Raw genomic sequence first — 25,213 nt, 5'->3', positions numbered from 1 at the left:
CTTCAAAGAAAATAGTTTCAGAAGCAGCTATTACAAGTTTAAATAAAGTAATGATTCCTATGTTCATTGAACTTTTAGAAGATGAAGATACCGATCCAGATATTTACTATAGGGCAGTGGATATTCTTTTGGACATCGACTCACCTTCTGTAATTCCTGGGTTGATTCAACTCCTAAAAAGCTCAGATAATCATGTGCGTTGGGATGCAGCATATGCTCTAGATTGTCTCGGAACTGAAAATACAATTATTGAGTTGAATAAAAAACTACAGAGTGATAGCTTTTATAAAGCAAGTCTAGATAAAATTATTGAAATTATTCAAACCATCCAACAACGCCTTCAATACTACACAAAAATACCCATGTTTAATCCACTTTCTCACTACGCCCTACTAATAGGAGTCGGCAAATGCAAATACTCCAACTGGTCACTTCCTGTCACGGTTAAAGACGTTCAAGCCATCAAATCATTCCTCACAAAACCAGACTTATGTGGTTACATTGACAATGAAAATTATCTCCGGGTACTCTGCAATGAACAAGCAACAAAACAAAACATTTTAGAGAATTTAAAATGGCTCCAACAACAAGCAAAAAACGACCCAGATGCCACAATATTAGTCTATTATTCGGGTCATGGTTGGCTAGATAAATCAACTCAAAACTATTATTTAATCCCCCACGACACCAGTCCTGTAAAACGACAAAAAACAGCATTGCCAGCAACATAATTTAATAACGCCATCCAGCAAATATCCGCCCAAAAACTATTAGTAATTATAGATAGTTGTCACGCCCAAGGAATGGCAACTGCCAAAGAAACAGAGGAACTAGAATTACCGGAAAACTTCAGTCAAACCGCCCTCCCAGAAAACTTAATAGATGAATTAAAAACAGGAACAGGGCGAGCAGTTTTTACCTCATCCACAGGAGAAGAAAAATCTTATTATCAAGAAGAAATGAGCATCTACACACAACATTTTTTGGAAGCATTAAATGGTGCAAACAATAAACCAGGAGATAAATTTGTCACGGTTTCTAATTTAATGAATTATGTGGGAAAAACTGTTCCTGAAAGTGCTCGACAATTAGGTAAAAAGTAAACCCCTATTTTTGACTTCTCCCAAATAGATGATTTTCCGGTAGCGTTATTGTGTGGGGGTAAAGGTTTACCGGATGGTGGGTGGGAAGAGATTCAGTCAGAAGTTCAGGAGAATATTCGAGCGGGGCGAGATATTAATACTGCTGGACGCGATATTAATATGGGCGATAAAATTGACTTTTCTGGCACTATTGGAGAGATAAATATTGGTGATATTGGCTCAAAACGAAGCTAGTAAAATCATGTCCGGATAAAATGAGTTTATTAATATCAGATCAAATTGTACAAGCAAGTGGCTTGTCAGAAGATGAAGTATTAGTAGAAATTGTGATTATGCTTTTTCAACAAGAAAAAATCAGCTTAGGTAAAACCAGTGAATTATTGGGAATACACCGAATGCAATTTCAGAAATTAATTAGCGATCGTGGAATTTGTGTCCATTACGACGTAGCCGAATTTCAGGAAGACCTCAAAACCTTACAAACAGAAGGCTGGTGATGAATTTTGCCCCCCTAACCCCCCAATTCTGGGGGGAATAAAAATTCATTAGCTGGTCAAAGTCCCCCAATGCGAGGGGGATTTAGGGGGCGTAGACCAGAACCAAATTTTGCCCCCCTAGCCCCCCAATTCTGGGGGGAACAAGAGTCAATGTGCTTCTAAAAGTCCCCCTCGCATTGGGGGATTTAGGGGGCTTTGATGTAGCAAATAAAACTTCTCAGACAACCTCTAAGCGAAGCGCAAAACCCAACCCAGGTCTACTTTACTTTTGACTTAAACCATACTTATCTTTCAAAGCATCTCTTGCTTGCTCCCGGTCATCAAAATGGATTTTCTCTGTTCCCAAAATTTGATAATCTTCGTGACCTTTTCCTGCTATTAATACCCCATCTCCAGGTTTTGCTTCCATAATGGCAGTACGAATAGCTTGGGAGCGATCGCCTATTACTAAAGGCTTAATTTCTGGAGATATTCCCTCTAAAATATCCTGTAATATTTTTTCTGGGTCTTCAGTGCGGGGGTTGTCAGATGTCACTACAGCTAAATCTGATAATTCGGCAGCTATTTTACCCATTTTTGGCCTCTTAGTACGGTCGCGATCGCCTCCACAACCAAATACACAAATCATCCGACCGGGAATAAAAGGTCGTGCTGCTTTTAATAAATTCTCTAAGCTATCGGGAGTATGAGCATAGTCAACTATGACGCTGACATCTTGCTCATTACTAACCTGCACCTTTTCCATCCGACCAGGAACCCCAGGAAATTCTGATAAGTGAGCAACCACCATCGCCAAATCTAGACCCAAATGTAAAGCTGTTCCCACTGCTGCCAACATATTAGATAAATTATACTGTCCTACCAGTGGCAAACTAAAAGGAATTTCACCTTGGGGAGTATGCAGAATTCCTTTAACTCCGGTGGGTTGATATTCCAAGTCTGAAGCCCAAAAATCGGCGGAAGTGTTGCTCGTGCTATAGCTCCAAACTTGTTCCGGTTTCATTCTAGCGATTAACTTTTTACCGTAGGGGTCGTCAGCGTTAACTATAGCGCGACCCTTGAGATAGTCTGAGCTAAACAACAACGCTTTTGCCTCAAAGTAATCATCCATATCTTTGTGATAGTCGAGATGGTCTTGAGTCAAATTGGTAAATACTGCCATCTCAAAACTACAACCCCAAACTCGCTTTTGATGTAGAGAGTGGGAACTAACTTCCATAACTCCATATTTGCTACCTGCTGCTACTGCTTGCGCCAGTTGTTTTTGCAATTCCACTGGAAAAGGTGTGGTGTAAGCTGCTGTTTCCTCAAAACCAGGCCAACGAGAGTAGAGAGTGCCGAATAAAGCAGTTGGTAATTGAGCGTTATTGAGGAGAAATTCTACTAAGTGGGTGGTGGTTGTTTTGCCGTTGGTGCCAGTAATACCTACCATCTTCATTTTTTGCCCTGGATAGTCATAGAATGCTGTAGCAACTTCTGGACAAGTTTGAGTCATGTCAGCAACTGGGATAACACATTCATTTTTTGGTTGGTGTTTTTGAGCTGCTTGTTGAGAGACTAGAGCTGCTACTGCACCATTTGCGATCGCGCTTTCCCAAAATTCTCCTCCATCGACACGAGTACCTGGCATTCCTAAGAATAAATCTCCTGTCTGACAAGCATGGGAATTTGTGGCTAAACCTTTGATTTCTGTCTCTAATGCAGGATGATTATTGGCAAGGGAAATACTGGGAACTTTTGCTAATAATTCTCTCAATTTCATGTTAGGAACTCCTATCGTTTTTTGCTAAGATTTAGAGCTTTTTACCAGCAGGATTTTTTGGTTATCCTTACTACAAGTTTACCGAATAATTAAGGTTTAAAGCGTCTCATTTAAAGGAGAAAAAAGCGGTCGTTAGCGCAGCTTCCCGTAGGGTGGGATGGCAAGGCATCCTCGCTATATCCAATCGACCAAGAGAAGAAAAAATTTTCCTTTTAGTAAATCCTCTCCTTGAAAAGAAGAGGTAATAATTAATTATTAATTATTAATTATTAATTGTTGAAAAATATTTTTGTAACATTTGCTGCAATTTTCTCACTGATATTCTGGGAGAGGGACGTGGTATGAATTGTTCAGTTGTGGTATCCGCTTCACAGACGGAAAGCACGGGTACTTCATATTGATAAGCCGCAAACCAATCATCCCGGGTGGTAATGTCTCTAATCTCTAGGTAGAATTTACAGGGGTTTTCAGGGTCTTTCAGTATTTCTTCGAGTTTTTCTTGGAGTCCTTCGCAAAGATGGCAACCTGGTTTACTGTATAAAATTAGGTTCATGGTTTAAATTAAATTCTTTGGTTTATATCAAATCTGCTTGAATACTTATTATATAGTTGGGAGTAGGGGAGTAGGGGAGTGGGGGAGTCAGGGAGTGGGGGAGTGAGGGAGTGAGGGAGTAAGGGAGTGGGGGAGTAGGGGAGTGAAGCTTTAAACTCAGACAACACAAGATTCTTGCTTCTTCCCTCTTCCTTCTTCCTTCTTCCTTCTTCCTTCCTCCTTCTTCAATGGATTTAATTTTGCTCCCCTTCACAGAGACGCTGCAAAATATTGCTACGAAAAGTTTGTAATTCTATAGAAGGTTTCTTAACTTTAAATACTTCTGATAAAGCGTCAGACCATAAATTACGTTCAGCAAAAAATTTAACTCTAGCAAGAGCGATCGCTTCTTCTGTAGCTCCTTGTTTGTTTAAATCTAGATCGAGTTTGGCTAAATCTTGAGTAATAGCTTCATGTTCTTCTACATCCATAATGCTAAAAGTTCTTTGTTGCATACCAGCAATAGAACCTGTACTATCAAATATTCTCCAACGATAAGTATTACCAGGTTCTAATTCTTCCCCAGTATAATCAACTATTTCTTCATTTTCTTGAATGTCAAAAGTCCACAAAACCTCCTTGTTATTAGAGGGATGAATCTCAATTGTGTTTAATGGTCCTTGCCAAATAAATATAGGGCGAGTATTCCAAATTTTTCCTTCTACCTCTATTAGACCAGGAGAAACTAAACATAGGCCACCTCTAGAAGTACCCTCCTTCTGTTTTACTGGTGGGTCTTCATCTGATTGATTAAAGAAATCTTCAAAAGCTTTTTCCCAATTCTCATTAGAATTATTTTGTACTTGAGTAGTTTCTGCTATTACTCTTGGTAAATGTAAAGGCGTTGTTATTGTTAATGCTAAGAAAAATAACACCAGGTTTAATTTTTGATTGATCATAATTCTCGTTAATATAATTTAATTACAATTTTTATGAGTATTTATTCTTAGTTGAACAGAAATTATATCAAACATAGTTATAGCAATCCTAAATAGGTCGTGACAAATCAAAAAGTAAATAAAAAAGATGAAACTCTTGCCAGTTAAGTGTTCCCAGTTAAGTGTTCCCTAAAAAGCAGTAAGATTTTTGACACGAATAAAATAGGGTTGCTATAGTTAACTATACTATTTCCCTTTTCTCAATACAAATGATTTTCATAAATTCATATTATTTCAATAGTTAAAAAATGTTAAGACTATCATTACATTCTACCAATTAATGGGTTTAAATAAATTTGATGATTTTCAATACATGAATTACCATCTATTAAAAGGTATCTTAAGCTTTACTACAATATTATAGGCTAACTTTCCTGTAACTTTCCCGTCTTGCATAAGCTATTCTTACCCATAAATAGAGTCTTATATATACATCACTTTAATCAGGAACTTATCTACTTGTTGGAGATAAAGATATTGTTGGTGGCGATCGCTCCTCAAAACAACTCAAAAAGCCATCGCATCTCATCATATTTGTGTAAGCATTCAGCAGTCAGCTATCAGCTTTATTATCTTTAAAGGAGAAAAAAGCAATTTTATCAAAGCTTTAGAGTACGAATCTTTGTTTGAGAATGTAGTAAAAATTAAACGAATGCTTGCTTCATTCATTAAAAAGCTTATAGCTGAGAGTTATATCATGTCCGGATAATTAGTTATAAAAAAACTTTCTCCTTCTTCTCCTGTTGTTCTTCTTTATTACCTCTTTCCTCCTGACTCCTGACTCGGTCCTCCTGAGGACTCCGTAGTTATTTATTTATCACTGTTTAACCAGACATGATATTAATAGCTGAATGCTTACATATTTTTTCAGCAATAGACATCTCCAAAAATCAAAAAAAAAATCAATTATCGTACATAAATTATCAGTTATTTCCCCCTCCATACCTATTCCCTATTCCCTATTCCCTCTTTTCTGGAGATGTCTAATAATATTACAGGACTTACGCACGGACACTAAATCCAGTGAGGGTGCCATTCAGAGCTTTGCGGAGCACAAATACCATTTGCTTCGCATAACTATCGTTAACGCCCCTACAGATGGTGCTTTAAAAGTCAATTTGCGTAAGTCCTGATTAATTATCAGGTAGTGTACTCAGCGTTAATTTTCACATAATCATAACTCAGGTCACATCCCCAAGCTTTCCCACTACCACCACCATCGCCAACTTTGACAGAAATTAACACAGTATCATCCTTCAAATATTCTCCCGCTGCTCTCTGTTTCAAATACTCGCTAGCAGCAGCTCGGTCAAAATCTAAAGGTTGACCGTTTTCCATCATCAAAAAGTCTCCCAACTTTATCTGTAACTGCTCCTGCTCAAACTTGACTCCAGCGCGACCAGCAGCTCCAGCAATTCTTCCCCAGTTGGGGTCGCGACCAAAAATAGCTGATTTTACCAGAGAAGATCCGGCAATAGTCTTAGCAATTTTATTCGCAGATGCTTCATCAGATGTTCCTGTAACCTGAACTTCCATCAGACAAGTGGCACCCTCTCCATCACGAGCGATCGCTTTTGCAAAATATACACAAACTTCTGTCAACATCGCCTCCAACTTTTCCGCCTCCACCCCCGCATTAGTAATAGCAGAGGTGCGAGATTGACCATTTGCCAAAGCAATTACTGTATCATTGGTACTCGTATCCCCATCAACAGTAATTTGATTAAAACTACGATTAACTGCTCTAGTTAACATCTCTTGCCATAATGGAGGAGAAACTGCTGCATCACAAGTTACAAATGACAGCATTGTTGCCATATTCGGATGGATCATGCCAGAACCTTTAGCAATACCACCAATACGCACCGGGCGATCGCCCATTTGAGTTTCCAGAGCAATTGACTTTGTGACTAAGTCTGTAGTAACAATAGCTTTAGCTGCTGCCTCTCCCCCTTCGGTGGAAACTGTAGAGACTAACTGGGGAATTGCTGCTTTGAGAGCATCCATTTTAATTCGTTTGCCAATAACTCCTGTAGAAGCTAGTAATATTGACTCTGGAGAAATATTGAGTGTTTTCCCCAATACTTCCGCGCTTTCCACAGCATCCTGCCAACCTAAACTTCCAGTCACAGCATTTGCTTGCCCAGCATTACACAAAATTGCTCTAGCACTTGGTTTAGCTTCTAGCTGTTGCCGACAGTAGTCCACACAAGCAGCTCGTACTTGACTTGTCGTGAAGACTCCAGCTGCGATCGCATCTACATCTGATAAAATCAAGGCCAAGTCTGGTGCTCCAGAGGGTTTTAACCCCGCAGTAACTCCTGTTGCCCGATATCCTTTGGGAGCTGTTACTCCGCCAGTTATTACTTGCCAGTCTGACATTTTTCTTTCCTTGATTTGATAATTGTGCTGACTGGTAATTATAAATTATTTGGGGGGTATTACAGACTAAACTTCATCATAAATCTAGATTTTCATTTGAAGATCAAAAAATCAGTTGCAACTTCCTTTGATGGATATCTCAAAATTATTATAGATCGGGACTTACGCACGAGGCACGAAACAGAAGCGTTTGAGATTGCTTTCCGTTCCCGACTGCTCCGCAAACCCATAGGGTCGCAATTACGGAAATACGTTCTACTGCATAAGTCCTATTGATATTTTCTTGTTTGAGATATTCCATCAATCCTAATATTTGTGGCTACTCCCACAAGACCTTGCTATCATAAACTAGAGCATTTCGTTTATCCTTAAGTTTCTGTTCTTCAATAATTACTGCCTCAATTTCTTCTACAATCTGCTCGGAAACTCCCATTAAACCAGCCATTTTCCGACTACTGGGACTGCCTTAAAGAAATCACCTTTTGCTAGTTGAAGGCTATTGCTCACTCCTATTGTTTCGAGTAAATAAGAGGTTCTCTCAATCACATCCGGTTGATCGAACAACACCCCAGTCATAGTAGGATAAGCTTCAAGAATAGAAGATAGCAGTTTGCCATTACCACCACCCACATCAACCAATTTACCAATAGATGAAAAATTGTAAGCAGCTAAGATACTAACATTTACAACTCCTGAAAGATCTGTCATCGCCTGATCGAAAGTTTTTGCTGAGGCAGAGTTTTGCTTGAAGAACTCGTAAAAATTCATCCCATACAAGTTCTCCAAAGCGTTATCTCCTGTCTATATGCTATACATTATACTCCCCCAGACTTGATAATGTTCTTCTCCTAACATGATTGCATAGGTTTTTAAGGAGCATTGACTTAATCAAAGAATAACGATATAATAAGTTTTGAAGAAGGAGACAGGAGACAGGAGACAGGAGACAGGAGGAAAATTACATGGGGATTCGCTCCCCCAAGTAATTTTGAACACCGTGTAGACGGTGGGGTATTAAACCCACAAAGAAAATGATAAACCGTACTATTAGATAGGCTGTGTTTAGAAGTAAATGAAATCTATTAGAACCAAGCTCAAACTTAATAACAAGCAGAAAACTCTGATGGCTCAACACTTAGGCTACTCACGTTTCTGTTATAATTGGGGTTTAAGTTTATGGAATGCTGCATATATTGATGGTTACAAGCCAAACATTCGTATAATTAGAGAGGTTTTTACTAACCACACAAAGCCTTTATATCCCTGGATGAAAACTTGTCATCTAAAGTTTACCAATATGCTTTCCGAAACTTAGGTGAAGCATTTAAAAGGTTCTTTAAAGGATTAGGAAAATACCCAAAGTTTAAAAAGAAGGGTAGGTCTGATTCTTTTCCTTCGGAATGCTACGCAAACACAATTGATAATTCTGGAAAACCAATAGAACTAAATGGATGGAATCATAAATTACCTTTTATTGGTATGGTCAAAACTTATGAACCCATTGAGGCAACAACTAAAAAAATCACTATTAGCAGACAAGCTTCGGATTGGTATCTCAGTTGTAGCTATGAATTTCGTTCTCACACTACACCCAAAAAAACTGATGTAGTAGGTGTAGATTTAGGTGTGAAAACCTTAGCGACATTAAGTGATGGAAAAGTATTTGAGAGTGTGAGATCGTATCATAAATTTGAAGCTAAGTTATCTCGACTGCAATACCTAAATCGTCATAAAGAGGTAGGCTCTGCTAACTGGAGGGCGGCACAACGGAAGATAGCCAGGTTGCATAGAAAAGTAGCAAACATCCGTAAAGACGCACTTCATAAACTGACAACATATTTAGCCAAAAACCACGGCAGTGTTGTCATAGAAGATTTAAACGTCAAGGGTATGTTAGCTAACCATAAGTTAGCGAAAATCAGTTAGCAGATAGTGATTTTATGAATTTCGGAGACAGCTTAAGTATAAATGCCAATGGTACGGCTCTAAGTTAGTAGTAGTTGATAGATTCTTTCCATCATCAAAAACTTGTTCTAACTGCGGTCACGTCCAAGATCTGCCATTAAACCTGAGAACTTATAACTGCCCAGATTGTGGGTTGTCAATAGATAGAGATTTAAACGCCAGTATAAATTTAAGAAAGCGAGTGCTAATTGGCGAGGAAACCTCAGAATGCAAGACACACTCAAGAGATGCGGTCGGCTCGACCGTGAATGCCTGTGCATGAATGCCTGTGGATGAGTAACCGCCGACGGCCTCAGTAGAAACAGGAAGTAAACATCAAGTTGTCACTTTATGTGACGCTTTGTATAAGTTTTATAGAGCAGTTAGGAACATCACTTTGCAAATATGCTGCTAGTGGAGTTAGCTGAAAATAGTGGGGCTGAGTTTCTGCAAAAATGCCGACACTGGCTAAAGCTCGTAACAGTCGATAAATTGCATCTTTGTTGGTATTAGTGGCACTGGCCAAGGCATCAGAGTGTTGTTCTCCGTCTTTGAGCAGATCGGCAATCCCGAGTTTTGCAGCAATATAAATACACTGTGAAATACGGTAACCTCGAATTGCTTCTAGTAGAGTTGTTGGAGATGGCATTGAAAATATATACTAACAGATAGTGAGTGAATATAAACTATTTTACAAGATGATCTCATCTCATGTCCATTAGTATAGTTTGTGTTAGAACTTACGCAGAAACCGGGTTTATATCAAATCTGTTGGCTTCGGAGTAATATAATTCAGTCGATCGTCATACAATGGGTAAGGGCGAATGGCCATTTGCGCTCCGCAAAGCTCCGAATGGCATCCCTACAATATAGGGCGAATACCATTCGCCCCTACATATTTAATACTGAATAACACCGATGCTACCAGATTTGATATTATCCACACATTTCCTGATTTGAAAGACAATAATCTGGGAAATCAACCCGGTTTCTTGTTTGGGTAAGTAATACCATGCCTGGTTGAATACTTATAAATAAACGATGGAATCCTCAGGAGTCAGGAGGGAATCAAGAAGAAAGAAGCAAGAAAAAAGAGGAGTAAAAGGAGAAAGTTTTTCGATCGCTAATTATCCTGACATGATATAAGTCCTGTTTGTAAAAGCTGGGGAAAGATCTACTATATTAGAGAAAAAATTTAGTCGCAACTTAACTACAGTAGTTAAGTTGCGACTAATGAGTCAAAAAAATCATATCATGTCTATTGGTATCGTTGGTGTAAAAGTTGAGGAAATATCTACCATATTTAAGATTTTCCTTCTTTTTTCTTTCTTCTTCCTTACTTTTGCTATACAAGACCGATGCTACCAAACATGATATCACTCAATTATTAGGAAAATATTTTTAACTCATAGAAGCATGACTACGGTCATAAGTAGTGACAAAACTAGGATGAGGTTTTCCTTGAATATTTCCCCAGTAATTATCTGCTTCCACGCCCACTTCTGTGGCGGTGCGGTTCAGCATTGACTGTTGACGATTTTTCACTAGGTTGTGATGACGGATCATTAAAGCACGAGCTTGATTTTCTACATACATATTTTTCATTCTCCTGTTGCTGACTTTTGATTTTCACTCTAGCTCATAGAAGCATGACTACGGTCATAAGTAGTGACAAAACTAGGATGAGGTTTTCCTTGAATATTTCCCCAGTAATTATCTGCTTCCACGCCCACTTCTGTGGCGGTGCGGTTCAGCATTGACTGTTGACGATTTTTCACTAGGTTATGATGACGGATCATTAAAGAGCGTGCTTGATTTTCTACCGACATATTTTTAATTCTCCTGTTTGATTAACTGTTGTTTGTTAAAGATTAATGATGATGGCAAGAAAGAAAATAAATTAGCTCATTGAAGCATGACCACGCTCATAATTTTTCCTAAAGCTAGGCTGTACTTTTCCTTGAATGTGGCCCCAATAGTTACTATTTTCTAAGCCCACTTCTACAGCTACTCTGTTTAGCATTGACTGTTGACGATTTTTTACTAAGTGGTGGTGACGTACCATTAAAGAGCGTGTTTGAGTTTCAGTAAACATATTTGATTTTCTCCCCTAATTATTGAACTTATGTTTGGGAAGCTTTTTTCCCTTACATTTTTATATTAACTAAAAATTCTGTAACTTTTGCTACAAAATGCTAATTATTTACAAATCTTTATTTTTATTAATTCTAAACGCTATATGTAGAGTTGCAATATATTAAACTTATATATGTAGCGTTCTGGCGCAATAAGGTATAGCGCTGTGCGCAGGCAACAGCTCATCTGGCAAGAGCTCATCTGGGGGAATAAATTGCTGATCATATAAGACTTTTAGCTATTTGGCCTCTCCTGCAATTTGTAAATATACCAGCGCTCATTGCTATAGAAGGAAAGGTGAGAAGGGGGAAAGTTTTTCGATCGCTAGAAATCTCCAATACAGCGCTTTTGCTAATTTATGAACCACATCTTCACAAACAAAACCTTGTAGGGACTAACCATAGGAACGTCCCTACTGTGGTCTACCCAAATGAAAACCGCTGTCATAAAAAAGAAAATAAATTATCCCACATAAATCATCAATTATTTCCCCTCCTGGGAGGGGGAGGGGCGAGGGGTGGGTTCCCTACTCCCTACTTCCTACTCCCTCTTTTAACTACTGAAAAAGTGGTTTGTACACTCGATAGTTGATTTGAGGAAAGATATTGTCGATCACCTCCAGCTTTTCCAACCAACCTGAATCAATCTTTCCCTGTAGAATATCTTCATAGAGCTTATTAAAACGCATCAAATGGGACCTTGTTCTCCGCACAGCATAAGAAACCATAGTCCCCGTACTCATAATAAAAGCCCAATCAGAAGATTGAGCCAGCAAAAGTTCTCTGGCAGCTTGATTTAATGCCCGCAACTCCAACTCATCTGCTGGTGTTCGTCCCGCCAACTCAATCATTCGCTCTGCAGTAGTATGTAGATGAGGATAAATCCAAGAGTTAGTATTATTGAGCCAATATTCATGAAAACCCTTATATCCCCAACTAGACTGTGCTGGAAGACAAACTTGATGTTCTGGGTGTTTCTGCAAATAATCTGCTAAATGAGTCATCCGATAAGTACTTTGGTCATACCAAGTTTTACGGAAGAGGAAATCCAAAAACCAAGGTCCTTCATACCACCAGTGACCAAACAACTCAGCATCGTAAGGAGAAACAATAATCGGGAGTTGCTCCATAATATGGTATAAATGCTCAACCTGGCGTTCCCGATTAAACATAAAATTGCCAGCGTGTTCCGCAGCTTTTTCCCTGGCCCAGTACGGGTCGTAAAGTTGTTTATCTCCTAATCCCAAGCCACGACCTGTAATTTTATGATATTTAATACCAGTATTCTTCCTCTGGCCATTAGGCATAATATAAGGCTTTATATATTCATATTCTGCTTCCCAACCTAAATCTTTATAAAACTCTCGATATTCTGTGTCTCCTGGATATCCTACTTGGGAAGACCAAACCTGTTGAGAAGATTCATGGTCTCTGGAAAAAACAGCTACTCCTGTTTCTGTAAATATAGGAGCATAACTACCAAATCTAGGCCGTGGTCGAGCATAGAGTACGCCGTGGCTATCTGTTAAAAAGTAACGTATCCCAGCATCTGCCAACATTCGCTCCAGACCTTCATAATAGGCACATTCTGGCACCCAAATCCCTCTGGGACGACGGCCAAAATTTGCTTCATAATCTTGACAAGCAACCTCTATTTGTGCCCAGACTGCCTCCGGATACATTTTCATTAGTGGAAAGTAACCATGAGTGGCCCCACAGGTCATAATTTCTAGGTTATTGCTGTCTTGAAACTGTTTAAATGCAGAAATTAAGTCGCAGTCGTAACGTTCCCAGAGTTCTCGAACATTATTGAAGTGGGTGGCGTAATGTTCTGCAAGGTAGCGGATATGACCGTTATGGAGATTGTGGTCATATTCTTTTTCTGCTAATTCTTCAAGTAAGCTTAAATGGTGTTCATAGCGTTCTTGTAATAGTGGGTCTCGTAGCATAGACACCAAAGGTGGTGTGAGACTCATAGTAATTTTAAAGTCCACACCATCTCGTTTTAATCCCTCAAACATTTGTATTAGAGGGACATAAGTTTCGGTTATTGCTTCAAAGAGCCACTCTTCTTCTAGGACATAATCACTTTCTGGATGTCTGACAAAAGGTAGATGGGCATGAAGAACAAAGGCGAGGTAGCCAATAGCCATAGTTTTTAAGGGTAATTAATAAAAGGGCGAGTTAAAATTGAAAATATTTACAATGTTTCAAGATTGTAAGGGTAAAGGGTACAAAAGTTAACTAGCTATCAGCTTTTAGCTATCAGCTATCAGCTTTTATCAAAATAATTGGGTCGCGCCACCCTGCCTTGATTGGCGAAATATTTTTGGAGCGAAGCTCAAGTCCCCTACTTCCCCTCCTGGGAGGGGGAGGGGCGAGGGGTGGGTTAACTTCTGACTTTTGACTTCTGAGTTCTGATCTCTGACTTCGTTAACGCTCTGGGTAAAAATCCCCGGCTTCTGAGCAACCGGATGGCCCTCGGAGGAGTTGAAATCTCCTTTCCGTTCCGGAATGCTCCACAAACAAAGGCATCTCAAAAAAATCTGCTGAAAGCTGTTTGCGCAGCATTCCGCAGAAAAAGCTGACCGCTGAAGTGCTTCTTTAATATCAATTAGTAGCTGATACCTTAATTAAGCCTATTTGTATTGATATATGCTGCCATCAGGTAAGATTGCACCGTTGAGCTGGGCATCGATGAAGCTAGCATTACTAATATCAGTGTCCCGCAAATCTGCTCCTCTTAAATCGGCATTCCAAAAAATGGCTTCTGTGAGGTCTGCTCCGCGTAAATTGGCCTCTTGAAGATTTGCCCCCCAAAAGTTAGTAGATTTAAGGATAGACTTTTGTAAGTTAGCTTCTTGTAAGTTGGCGCTCTCGAATTTTGCCCCTGTTAAATCTGTGTTGGTAAAGTTGGCTTTTTCAAGGTTTGTACCAGAGAAGTTAGCATTTTTTAATACAGAACCAGTCACGTTCATTTTCTTATAATTAGAATCACTGAGATTTATATCGGAAAGGTTGCAGAAAAAACATTCTTTTGAACGTTTTAAAATTCGTACTTGCCACTTTGTATATGCAACTACAGGTGTAGCAAAAGCTATGGAAAATAATAGGGTTGTTATTAATATTTTAAATTTCATTTTAGCCATTAATATTTGAAGACAAAATAAGCTTTAGATAGCTAAGTTTATTATAGCAAGCGAGAAGGAAGAAGGAAGAGGGAAGTAATACCAAGTGTGATAAATGTTTGCCACATTATTCTTGAGCAGGGGAGTAGGGGAGTGGGGGAGTAGGGGAGAAGTAAACATCAGAATAATTGAAGTATCACCTAAAGTTAAGCATTCTTTTTTCACCCTTGCTATAAGAAGGAAAAATATAGCTTTGTCTGAGTTTTAAGCTTTCGATATATCCGCGCACTTTCCTTCGACTGCTATATCAGTATTATTTATTTAGTATTTAGGAATAAGCTTGTGTCAAGAGCGATCGCTATCTTAACCGGAGCGACATTTATAATTACAGTACTTAGGAAAAATACTAAATTATATACAATTTTTAGGGGTAAACGGCCGTTTACCCCTACTGCTGAATGCTTAATTAATAAATATCTTTTTCAATCAAATTTATGACTTTCATATACAGTTAAAATCAACCAATATCATGGTAAGCATTTCCTGCGGAATGCGGAGCTAACAGCCGTCAGTTATTAGCTATCAGCTATTAATGTTGGGAAAGGTAAAAACAACCTTTGAAATTTAGGAAAGAATAAAAAGTTACTGTCAAAGCCTTCTGACCCAACCTGAGAAGTAATTATTCATTATTAATTGCTGATAGCTGACTGCTAATAGCTGAATGCTTAAATATCATATAAAAAACCAAGCTAAACTCCCTAAAATTAACATTAGCCCAAATACATATATATAAATAGTTGTTCTTTGAGCCATCGCCCATATTTCACCATAACTAAGTTGGTGGTTTTGAATCATCATAAAAGCAGGAGGACTAAAAATAAAAGGCAATATCCGACTCAACAATAACCGGATAAAAAAGTTGATAGTCCACAGTCTTTTTCGAGGAATATTTTGATTATATTGCCAAGGAAAAGCAGTTTGAGCTAGACGTATTAAAGGCTTTATATCTGGAGAACGCAAAGACTCAAATAATGGCAAAGCATCAGAGATAATATCATTAGTTTGAGAAAGTGCTTGATCGAGAATACACACATCCTCCAAGGCAGAATTGACACCTTGTCCAATATCTGGTGGAAAACAATGGATGGCATCTCCCAATAATACTACTCCACCATTCTCCCTTGTTGGTAACAACCAATGTAACCCAGAACAATATTGAGGTATAGGAAAATACCCACCCTTACTTTTAGCAAAGCGATCGCTTTCTTCTGGCAATATTATTTGATTTATTGGCAACTGTGGAAAAGCTTTCTCCAGAAATGCGTACAATTTTTCACCATCTGGCAAATTCCAGATTTCATGATTTGGTGGCCTGATAATATTTGCTGTTCTGGGTTCGTTGGGTTGAGCAAAAGGTAAAATACCAAGGGATACAGAATGTTGAGAATCTGAAAATGCTCCACGGATAGCATAAGCCATTGTGGAGACTGCACGCTCCGAACTATTGTGTTCTATGGGAAAGTTTGGTTGGATAGTTAAAACTTTGTATTTCAAACCAGAACTTGCAGAAGGAAAAAACTGCATTTTAAACTTATTTGTACCAGAGTTATCCCAATTATCTAAAGTTTGCCTAACTAAGGAATTAATACCATCACAACCTACCAAAAGATGAGGCTCGAATTGATATGTTTTTTGACGATCTTTTTCTTTTAATACGCCGTCTACAGCGTGTTGACAATTGCTTGGGGTTATAAGAAACGAAGTAGTAGGTTGTTGACTGTTCCCATCTACTTTTTCGGTTCTTTGATCCTCCCTTCTTCCTTCTTCCTCCTTCTTTCTTCCTTCTTCAATAATTTTTTGAGCAATGATTTGTAGTTTGGAGTTTTTTTGCTCAATTTTTAAACATTTTGTATTGAATAAAACGGTAATACAATGCTGCCAATTTTCTTCAATCTCTTGAAATAGTAACTGCAAAAAAATTCGTCGCTGTAACCAATAAGCAGTTTTTCTGTTGGGGTCTATTATTGGCAATTTTGATGTTTTGCGATTACCATCAGCTTTAATTTCTGTTAGGTAAAAGTCTGTATTAGGAACACTAATTTTTGCTAATTTTTCAGTTAAACCCAATAAATCAGTAAAATTTTGACCGCGCCCATCTATTAAATAATGGAATGATTTATCAGGTTCATAAAAATCAGCAGCAGGTCGTTTTTCTAATACTGTAATTTGATGCCAACCACGTTTAGCTAACATTATTGCAGTGGCAAAACCAGCCGGACCTCCACCGATAATTACTGCATTTTGGTTCGAGTTTTTTGTTTCTGTAGACATAATATGAAATACTAAAATTTTTGCTACAAATACGCACGGGTGTTTCAAGGAGTCAGGAGTCAGAAGTCAAGAGGGAAGAAAAATTAATCAACGTTATTTGCTGGTGTAGGTGAGCGAATCTCACCCAAATCACCAACAAGAATAAATAATTATTATTCTCACAAAACCAGTCAATTTTTCACCCTCGCTTATATCTTTTAAACCCTTATTCAAAAATGGTTTTGAGGTACTTGTCACCCCCTAAGGCGGACATCCTTTGATAAATTTTTAATACGATTCTTTACATAATGCTTCTTAATGCTTCGTTTTAGAATGATTTAGAGTAAAATTTTATCATAATTATATGATTTATTAAATTTTTTTAGTTATAAAATGGCTATGGTACCTACACCTGGATCTAAATACGAATTTGAAGAAATACGAACTATTGTTCATAAAGGTAGCACTCTGTTAATAGGGGAAGTATCGGTCAAAAATGAAAGGGCTAAAAATGATGTAACTAAAAAGCTAGTTTATAGCATTTATGATGAGAGCGCCGACACAGAAAATAATGATACTCTTTTTCGCGATTTGGAATTTCCAAGCATGGTGCGGGGTAATGGACTCCAACTGATCACCCTGGATGATGAATCGGTGAAGGATGTTGATACTAAACAGCCGGGTAACTGGGTGGTTATTTCTGATGATACCTATCTCTATATATTTCGGGCTATACCTATACCGAAAATAAATGATACAGACACATCGGATGCTACTTTGCTCTATGCAAACCGGTATTTATTAGTACCAACACCTGATGAAGAAGAGGGTGGAAAAACTGATAATCTGTTGATTCCAAAAACAGAATCCCGCTACCAAATAAGCAGGTTGAAAGATACTCCAGCTAATGACCTGGATAAGCCTTCATACAAAGACCTTGATGGGGAGTTTTTCCAGGAACCGCTGATGTTTTTTTCAGAGATTAACCCCCACAACGGCTGGTTTACGGTAATACTGACTCCCTCCGATCAAGGCAGTACCCGTCGTTGGTTGTTTTTTACAGCCAATAGCGATGACCAAATTCAAGCCTACTCCTTCTTACGCAACAACGATGGTTGGCCGGATTTGCGGACTAAAGACTACGCACTACCGCTGTTTAGTCTAAGGGAGAAGGTTAGCCCCACTGATACTAAAAAAGTAAAATTAATGGGGCGTCAACCAGCGTCGATCTATTTCCGAAGACAAGAAGAGTCGGATGATCCGAGCAAACCTAATATCACCAGTCCCAGGGTTATGCTATTGACTAAAGCTCAGGTAGACGAGGACGATACAGAAAGGCTGGTGGCGATCGACTTTTCTCTAGCTGAAAACGGCTTACCTATTATTCCAACAGTGGCAGAAAACGGAGAGCTTTATCTAGAGATAAAAGCAATCAAAGAAGCCAATACCGCCCTGCATTTTGATGGTAATAGCTATGTTGAGATCCCGTTTCAGGAAACTAGGAATCAGGAATTTACATTTGAATGTTGGGTAAAAAATGACGGAGCGAGCGGTAATATTGTCAGTCGTGCTGTAGGAACAGCTGATGGTGAGGAGAACAAATCTGGATTTAACCTCTCTTGGAATACCGATACAAACAAACTCGAAGCAACCCTTTCTATTATTGAACCTGATGACCAAGAAAATTTGAACACCACTAGCCAAGACAAGACTTATGAATTCGCGATCGCAGCACCGTCACCTTCTTTGCATCAATGGCATCACATTGCCGTGCGGTACTTTCTTGTTCGTTATGACAATCGTAAAAATGAAGCAATTTTCGATGCCTCATTTTTAATTAACGGTATAGAAAGTGGTAAAAAAACCCAGAAAGAGGAAAATAGTGAGAGATCACCAGTTTTTAACGCAAAAGGGACAATTTATCTTGGTCAAAAAATTGGAGATCCAAACAACAAGTGGATTGGAAGCTTGGATGAAGTTCGGTTTTGGGAGAAAGAGCGCACTAATGATGAGATTGTCGAGAATATGTATCGAGAACTTGCGGCACCAGAGTCTGAAACTGGGTTAATTGGATACTGGAAACTTGACGATGCATTTGAGGACAGACCCTCCATCGCATTGGATTCGTCTACATCAGAAGCCAATGGTCGTGTATACGGGGCACGTTGGACAACCAAAACTGCCCCAGTTGACCCACCCGAAGGTCCAGATGTTATCCCCCAATTCAAAGGACTGTCTACAGGGATGGGATTGTTGGATTTTACCAAGGGCGACACATTCACCCACCCTACCTTGTTGAGCGGTGCCGATGGCTTAGTCCATCTGTACATGGGGGTGACGCGAGGGGAGCAAACTCTATTAGGGGCATTGCAATACGATACCACCGTTTCCCGTGCGAAATATAGCCTCAATTGGACAGCAGTTAACGATGAAGAAATAACAGGTACGGTACAACTTTTTGCTCACGAAGCTGGACCAAATTTAAACCAGCCAAGTATCAATCCACTAGATCCCAAACCGGTGGTCAGTGTTACGGCAGTTGTGGGTAACAAGGAACTGGTAGATGTTACTTTTGAAGCCCCAGCACCACTCACCGATTCCGAATCGTTTACCGCAGTCCCGCGCACATTGCCGACATTTGCACAAGTAATCAACGGTCTGGCTAGCGATGATCCGTTAAACCCGGATGTTCAGCGTGGCAACATCCCCTATTACGATTACTCTGGCACACGGCAAGCCATTGAGTTACCCACAGAGGGGCAGCCTATTTTGTTGGTGGTTGCCCGTGATGCGGAATTTCCCTCAGCATTACAGCTTACCACTGCTACGGTAGGTGAAGAAAGTCAAACCCTTAGTGTTGAATTGGCACCAGCGTCTTCCGGAGGCATTGTTCGTTCCTTCAAACCTCTTTTGACCATAGAACAGCTTAACCCCAATGCCCTGAGCTTTGTCCGTGGTTTAATGGGGGCAGGTAACGCAAGCATTGACTTGAGCGGCGCAAATCTGGCTAAGTTGCCTACAACCAGTGGTCAATTGTATTTTGTTTATACCCCTGAAATTGAAACCTTTACTGGAAAGGTCGAATTTTCTACAGGTGATTTGACAACGTGCAGCGTCGAAATTAGTTGGAATGATACTACCAGCGTATGGGAAGACGTACCCACTACACCAGCGGAGTTTGTGAATCATCTCAACACCCAAGCGCCAACCACCGGAGAAGACATTCGACGCCATTTTGTTGTGGTGGCAGCAAATACAGGCGAACGTATTGGTCAAGGGGAGTTGGTGGAGGAAACCCCTGCTCTTGCCCCATTTTTTAATATTGTTGGGCATTCGGTTGCTGGCAATGTCATGGCTGGTATCTATCAAACCAGCCCCAAGCAAGAACTCACACGCCACCTCTCTATTGATAACAATAATTCAACAGCATCAGTGTTCTTTCAGGTGATGCCCTATGATCCTCCAGAAGATGGTCGCCCCATTCACATTATGCCGATGAACGGCATTCAAACACAGGCAGGCAATTTTGGTGGCTGGGTTCCCACTCCTCCCACTACCATGGGTGACTTTACAAAAAACCAGGCAATTATTCCTTGGGGCGATACACCGAATCAGGAGGTGTTGCAGATTCCAGGGGATTTTACTTATGAGAGTTGGATTAGACAAACAGAGCTATCGGAAAAACAGAGATTATTAAACGTCAACGCGCCAGCAACTGATACACAATATACAGTTGGATTTGGGGTGGAGGAGAAAGCGCTGGCGCTAAGCATACCGCAAAATTCTCCAGAAGCTTCTGGAAAAGGTGAATTAGGAGCGCACGATAGAGTTACATTGACGTGCTGGTGGCAGCCTTTCCCCATGGGTAGTCAAGATAGATCACCTCTTTCAGCTATTGTTACTTTGTTTAGCTTAAGACAAAGGGAATTATCAGATACACTATCAATTACACTTGGATTCGAGATATTTGCTGTAGATGGAGAAAATAAGTTTTTTTGGGTCATCATTCAGGAGACTACTGATGGCTCTCATTCTGTTAATATAATGGAGGATGTTCCTTTGACCCCAGGATGGTATTTTATCTCCTTGGAAATAGACTTAAAAAATTCCAATCCCTTGAAAATCTCCTGGCGGCACAAGGATGATCCTGAATTTAGCTCAAAAAGTATCAACATAGGTCATGTGACGACGTATTATTTTACCATAATAGAGCAATTAACTATTGGATGGATAGGCAAACGGATACCTTTTACTAATATTAAACAAAGTATTTCTAATCTAGCATTGTGGTCTGAGTTTCTCACCGACGATCAACTTAACTCACTTTATTGGTCTAACCCAATTACGGCAACTATACCAAACGCTTATCTATTCGGTTACTGGACACCCTCTAACTTGACCGATACAAAGTTGCCAAACCTTGCTCCCAATGGGAAAGAGCTAACAATAAACTTGTGGTCTGAAATAACTATCGAACCATGGGAGAAGCCATGGCAGCCCTTCTTCTTCTGCGGCGCTGGTTCATCATTTGCAAAAACCGATATTACTGCTGATGTTTTGGAAAGTATGCAAAATAATTGGACTCATGTAGCTGCTGTGTGTTCAAATAATCAGGCAGTGCAATTTGGTGATAAGAAGGCGGCAGTTGTCAACGACAGCGAAGATTTTGAATTTGAACAGGTATTGAGTATCGACGGCAGGTTTATAGCCGATGATCTAGAAGGTAATGCTAAGTATCTAGTTGCAAAGGGGGATAACGATGCTCAGAATTACTCTTACGCTCTGGCTATTGTAAATGGCAAACTAACATTTGCGGGCTGGTTAATTGATAATGATGGTGATAAAAATGGTTTTGGTTTTAGCTTACAGACGCAAATTGAGGTAGGCAAGCCCTATTATTTCGGACTCAGTTTTCAGCTCATTTCTAATAATGAAACTGGCGAGGTAACATTTACCCAGTCAAATCCTAATGCTCCTGCTAACAAACCCAATACTGCAACGGTCGAGAGTTCCAGTAGGACGACCACAAATAAGTTGTTAGTTCATTTGGCATTGGCTCGCCTTGATAGAAACGTAGTTGGAGACATCGAAATTCAGCAATTTAATGATAACCTACCAGACAACAAAACATTTAAAATTCTTCCTACAACAAACCCTATTACAATCGGTAGCAACGCAGCGGAGCCGAGTCCGCAGAACCCAAATGCGCCGCTACAATATTTTGTCGGTAAGATAGCGGACTTACGCATGTGGTCCAGAGATATCAGTTCGGATTTTGTGCAGCCAAGCCAATACACAACCCCTCCAGCAGCTCTACAAGAGGGTTTGGAAGCCCACTGGCGCTGTAACGAAGGACAAGGTACAACACTAAAAGACTCAGTGGGCGAACATGACGCAACACTGGACAGCGTGACGATGTGGACAACTTCTCGACTGTCAACAGAGTTTGCGATCTATCTCAATGGCAAGGAAGTTGCTACTCAACCGATCTTAGCGAACCAAGTTCAAGACAACAATTACGGCACCAGACAATTCGCTATTGGATTTGTAGGCAGTTATCCCGATCCAGCAAAGAGCTGGCCGACAGAAATATTCCAAGGGCAAATGGACGAGTTAAGGCTATGGAACGTTCCCCGTAGTGCCGACGAAATTAATGATAATATGCACCTAGAATTATCTGGGAATGAAGATAACCTGATGGGTTACTGGCCCATTAGTGTTGGCAGTGGCAATATTATTAGCGATCGCAGTGGTTATGGCAATTACGCTACGCTGATCAACAGTAACCTTACACTATTTTGGTGGCAACCCGGTGAAGGTGAATACAGTAGCCCAATCGGAAATGAAGCGCCGCAGATCAAAAACCTGCTGCATGGCCCCACCACCCGCGCACAACAGGGACTTGCCACAACCTCCATTTCAGCTTCAGAGTATGGCGCACTTTATGTGGATGCAGACGGGATCACCCGAGGGGTACTGCGGCGGCTTTATGCCTACATTAATAGTGCAACAAAAGCATTGTCGATTTTGCCAGGGTTTAAAGTGGGCGATGCCAGCTTAACGTTTATTGGTCAAGCGCAATCAAATCCAACATTAATAGGTTATATTGAAGGGCCTCCCCCAGTACCCGGTGAGAACTTGACCCGCCCATACTACAAAAGTATTCCTCGCTACCAAGCCTATATGGGAGTGGCCTCAGTTACGCTGACCGAAGATGAGGATGTCACCTATAGCTACAGTGCGCAAAAAGATACAGGTTTTGACTCTTCATTTGGGGTCAACTTTGGGTTAGAGTCAGACGTGAATATAAAAGCTTTAACTGCGCCACTTGGACTTGGCGTGAATACCAAAATAGTAGGTTTTAAATCCAAAGGTCCCTCCGTCAACACGAATTTTTCATATAGTTTAGGCTTTCTTGAAAGTGCACAGACTGATGTTGGCACAAAATATTCGTTAACCAATTATATTGAAGTTGGCGGCAATTGGGAGCCAAAATCTGAAGTGGAAAGTGATGCAGAGCGTCATTACCTAATGGACAATTTGGGTTACGCTTTAGTGAAATCAGGGGTTGCGAATGTCTATGCGCTTAGACTTGAACGCACCAATACGCTGATTGGCATTCAAATGGCACCCGATCCGCGCATTGCTGAAGACTTCAATATTATTCTGTTTCCCATTAATCCCTTGTATACAAAACAAGGTACCCTCGATGGTATGCAAGGTTTCAAAACCGATGATGACTATCCCGAGGCAAATATCCAGCGCGGCAGTTACTTCAAACCCTATGCTGCACAAGACCTCGAACAACAGATTGAAGCCCATGAGGCATCAATTGAAGCGGACTATCAGGCGTTTGATGCCGGTAAAAAGGGACGCCGTCAGGACACGACTCATTTTACTGAGGGCGATCCCGTTGATCCAGAATCCACCATTCAATCTGAAACCGATGCCGAATACGATTGGGAAAATAATCGTAGCAAGCGTAATTTGGTTAATACCTATGTTTGGACTGCTGGCGGAGGCTTGTTTGCCGAGCAGGAGCAAACCATGGTCAGTCGGCAGGAATCTCATTCTGGTAGCTATTCGTTCCAAGGGATGGCTGGTATCTCGGCGAGTTTTTCCACAACGATAAGTAGCGTTGGCGTATATATGGAGACGAATGCTCTGCTTGGCGGCCACATTCAAACCAATGTCACTAAACAAAAAGCAGAAGGGCGTGATTTCGGTTTGGCGATAAAAAACGATACAGAGGCATTTCTGGCCAAATGGTTGCCCGATAAAACAGAGCCAGAAAATAATGGTGTAGCAGAGCCGGGGAAAGTAGATGCCTATCGTTTTAAGAGTTTTTACTTGGCACCTGATCGCGACCACTTTAGTGAATTTTTTGATACTGTTATTGACCCCAATTGGTTACTAACCAGTGATAGCAACGATGCCTTTGCGCTACGCCAAGCCAGGGCCTCTGGAAATAATGTTTGGCGTGTATTCCACCGGGTTACCTACGTTAGCCGGGTACCCCCTGCTTTTAACCAAACCCCAGACGATACGGCAGTTCAAAAGAAACGTTCAGTGATTGATGCGCCCCAAAACGCCCTTTTAATTCAACTGGTCAATGATGTATTGACAGCTCTTGAGAAAACGGAACCTTATAGCCCTGAAGATATTGGGAACGCAGTGACAGAAGTCTTAGTCGGTAATTATAATTATGCTTTGGTCCATCATATCCCGTGGTGGGGCGATTTTCTAAGCAATGCTGCAAAAGACCTCAACAGTATAGAAGCGAAGGATTTAGCGCGTATTAAAATAACCGTATTATCTTATATGAAAGCATATTTTAGCACTTAGAAGAAATAACTTTGTCCATTCAATTATTAATCGGAGAGTTATTTTTTTCGGGGGAGGTCTATTCTACGGTAATATAGAACCCATTTGGGATCTTTCTAAGGGAGTCATATCAAATCCGGTAGCATCGGAGTAATTAAACCTGAATTTTCGGCCACCAATGGTACTGGGTTATAGCCTTGATTGCAAATTGCTGTGTTAAAAGAACTTGACAACGCTCAAACAGAATTTCTTCTAACTCTTCGAGGCTGGTAAATGAACGATTTGCGATCGGTTCATTAATTAGAGGCCATAACCTTTCTGCTGGTTGTAATTCAGGCGAGTAGGGTGGTAAATACTCTAAGTGCAAGCCCAAAGGAATCTTTAACTCAGAACTTGTATGCCATCCAGCTCTGTCAATGGTTAAGATAATGTGTTTGTCTTCTCCTAACTGAAATTCTCGTGCAAAGTCTTCTAAAACTCGGTTAAAAAGCTCTACATTAACTTTTGGTAAAATCCAGTAGTAAGTTTCACCATTATTTGGATTCACAAAGCCGTATAACCATAGCCATTGGTATTTCCAGTTAACATTGGCGATCGC

At 40.1% G+C, this 25,213-nt stretch carries 17 protein-coding genes and 2 pseudogenes; 5 read left to right on the top strand and 14 right to left on the bottom strand.

Translation table 11 applies throughout. The features are described 5' to 3' along the window. The first annotated feature begins 50 nt into the window (after positions 1–50). The 3 genes and pseudogenes from D5R40_RS39400 (at position 51) to D5R40_RS10045 (ending at position 1,600) form a co-directional block, all read left to right on the top strand. A pseudogene (locus D5R40_RS39400) lies at positions 51–1,103 on the top strand (caspase family protein). Positions 1,104–1,151: 48 nt separating this feature from the next. Further along, entirely contained in the window at positions 1,152–1,337 is a 186-nt protein-coding gene (locus tag D5R40_RS37655; protein WP_205127307.1) for a hypothetical protein, read from the top strand. 20 nt (positions 1,338–1,357) lie between these two features. Continuing rightward, on the top strand, positions 1,358–1,600 hold the full coding sequence (locus D5R40_RS10045; protein ID WP_124144151.1) for a UPF0175 family protein: 243 nt from the start codon (positions 1,358–1,360) through the stop codon (positions 1,598–1,600). Between the two features lie 262 nt (positions 1,601–1,862). Here the strand turns inward: D5R40_RS10045 and D5R40_RS10040 are convergent, their stop codons facing one another. The 6 genes from D5R40_RS10040 to D5R40_RS10020 form a co-directional block, all read right to left on the bottom strand. After that, the gene (locus D5R40_RS10040) at positions 1,863–3,362 is read right to left on the bottom strand and encodes a UDP-N-acetylmuramoyl-L-alanyl-D-glutamate--2,6-diaminopimelate ligase (protein ID WP_124144152.1); all 1,500 of its coding nucleotides are present in this window, start codon (positions 3,360–3,362) and stop codon (positions 1,863–1,865) included. Positions 3,363–3,624: 262 nt separating this feature from the next. Continuing rightward, positions 3,625–3,915, bottom strand: coding sequence for a glutaredoxin family protein (locus tag D5R40_RS10035; protein ID WP_124144153.1), 291 nt, complete (start codon positions 3,913–3,915; stop codon positions 3,625–3,627). A 233-nt stretch (positions 3,916–4,148) separates the two neighbouring features. Beyond that, entirely contained in the window at positions 4,149–4,853 is a 705-nt protein-coding gene (locus D5R40_RS10030) for a DUF928 domain-containing protein (protein ID WP_124144154.1), read from the bottom strand. A gap of 1,179 nt (positions 4,854–6,032) precedes the next feature. Continuing rightward, positions 6,033–7,274, bottom strand: a complete 1,242-nt coding sequence (argJ, locus tag D5R40_RS10025) for a bifunctional ornithine acetyltransferase/N-acetylglutamate synthase (protein WP_124144155.1) — start codon at positions 7,272–7,274, stop codon at positions 6,033–6,035. A 319-nt stretch (positions 7,275–7,593) separates the two neighbouring features. Further along, a complete protein-coding gene (locus D5R40_RS40910) occupies positions 7,594–7,719 on the bottom strand; it encodes a hypothetical protein (protein ID WP_275670316.1) in 126 nt (41 codons plus the stop codon). Further along, positions 7,707–8,051: a methyltransferase gene (locus D5R40_RS10020; RefSeq protein WP_275670317.1), complete on the bottom strand. Its 345-nt coding sequence runs from the start codon at positions 8,049–8,051 to the stop codon at positions 7,707–7,709. The genes D5R40_RS40910 and D5R40_RS10020 overlap by 13 nt, the downstream gene beginning before the upstream one ends. A 295-nt stretch (positions 8,052–8,346) precedes the next feature. On the opposite strand from D5R40_RS10020, the pseudogene D5R40_RS42515 reads away from it, so the two are divergent. Further along, a pseudogene (locus tag D5R40_RS42515) lies at positions 8,347–9,501 on the top strand (RNA-guided endonuclease InsQ/TnpB family protein). Positions 9,502–9,567: 66 nt separating this feature from the next. On the opposite strand, the gene D5R40_RS10005 reads toward D5R40_RS42515, so the two are convergent. The 7 genes from D5R40_RS10005 to D5R40_RS09975 form a co-directional block, all read right to left on the bottom strand. Continuing rightward, positions 9,568–9,867 (bottom strand): methyltransferase family protein, encoded by a 300-nt coding sequence (locus tag D5R40_RS10005; protein ID WP_124154587.1) that lies wholly within the window; start codon positions 9,865–9,867, stop codon positions 9,568–9,570. A 752-nt stretch (positions 9,868–10,619) separates the two neighbouring features. Next, complete coding sequence (gifA, locus tag D5R40_RS10000) at positions 10,620–10,814, bottom strand: glutamine synthetase inactivation factor IF7A (RefSeq protein ID WP_124154586.1); 195 nt, start codon at positions 10,812–10,814, stop codon at positions 10,620–10,622. A gap of 38 nt (positions 10,815–10,852) precedes the next feature. Further along, the gene (gene gifA, locus D5R40_RS09995; protein WP_124144159.1) at positions 10,853–11,047 is read right to left on the bottom strand and encodes a glutamine synthetase inactivation factor IF7A; all 195 of its coding nucleotides are present in this window, start codon (positions 11,045–11,047) and stop codon (positions 10,853–10,855) included. A gap of 71 nt (positions 11,048–11,118) precedes the next feature. Beyond that, on the bottom strand, positions 11,119–11,313 hold the full coding sequence (gifA, locus tag D5R40_RS09990) for a glutamine synthetase inactivation factor IF7A (RefSeq protein ID WP_124144160.1): 195 nt from the start codon (positions 11,311–11,313) through the stop codon (positions 11,119–11,121). A 597-nt stretch (positions 11,314–11,910) separates the two neighbouring features. Next, a complete protein-coding gene (locus D5R40_RS09985) occupies positions 11,911–13,506 on the bottom strand; it encodes a glycoside hydrolase family 57 protein (RefSeq protein ID WP_124144161.1) in 1,596 nt (531 codons plus the stop codon). A gap of 486 nt (positions 13,507–13,992) precedes the next feature. After that, positions 13,993–14,493 carry a pentapeptide repeat-containing protein gene (locus D5R40_RS09980; protein ID WP_161564416.1) on the bottom strand — a complete coding sequence of 167 codons (501 nt, stop codon included), beginning with the start codon at positions 14,491–14,493 and terminating at the stop codon, positions 13,993–13,995. Positions 14,494–15,213: 720 nt separating this feature from the next. Continuing rightward, complete coding sequence (locus D5R40_RS09975; RefSeq protein ID WP_124154585.1) at positions 15,214–16,812, bottom strand: FAD-dependent oxidoreductase; 1,599 nt, start codon at positions 16,810–16,812, stop codon at positions 15,214–15,216. Positions 16,813–17,190: 378 nt separating this feature from the next. Here D5R40_RS09975 and D5R40_RS09970 point away from each other — a divergent pair, with 378 nt between their 5' ends. After that, entirely contained in the window at positions 17,191–24,636 is a 7,446-nt protein-coding gene (locus tag D5R40_RS09970) for a LamG domain-containing protein (protein ID WP_205127629.1), read from the top strand. A 133-nt stretch (positions 24,637–24,769) separates the two neighbouring features. On the opposite strand, the gene D5R40_RS09965 is transcribed toward D5R40_RS09970, so the two are convergent. Next, positions 24,770–25,213, bottom strand: a 444-nt coding sequence (locus tag D5R40_RS09965; protein WP_124154583.1) for an IS630 family transposase, incomplete at its 5' end; no start/stop codon positions are given.

This window comes from Okeania hirsuta, assembly GCF_003838195.1.
Classification (GTDB): Bacteria; Cyanobacteriota; Cyanobacteriia; order Cyanobacteriales; family Microcoleaceae; genus Okeania; species Okeania hirsuta.
This window is presented reverse-complemented; position numbering and strand designations above follow the sequence as displayed.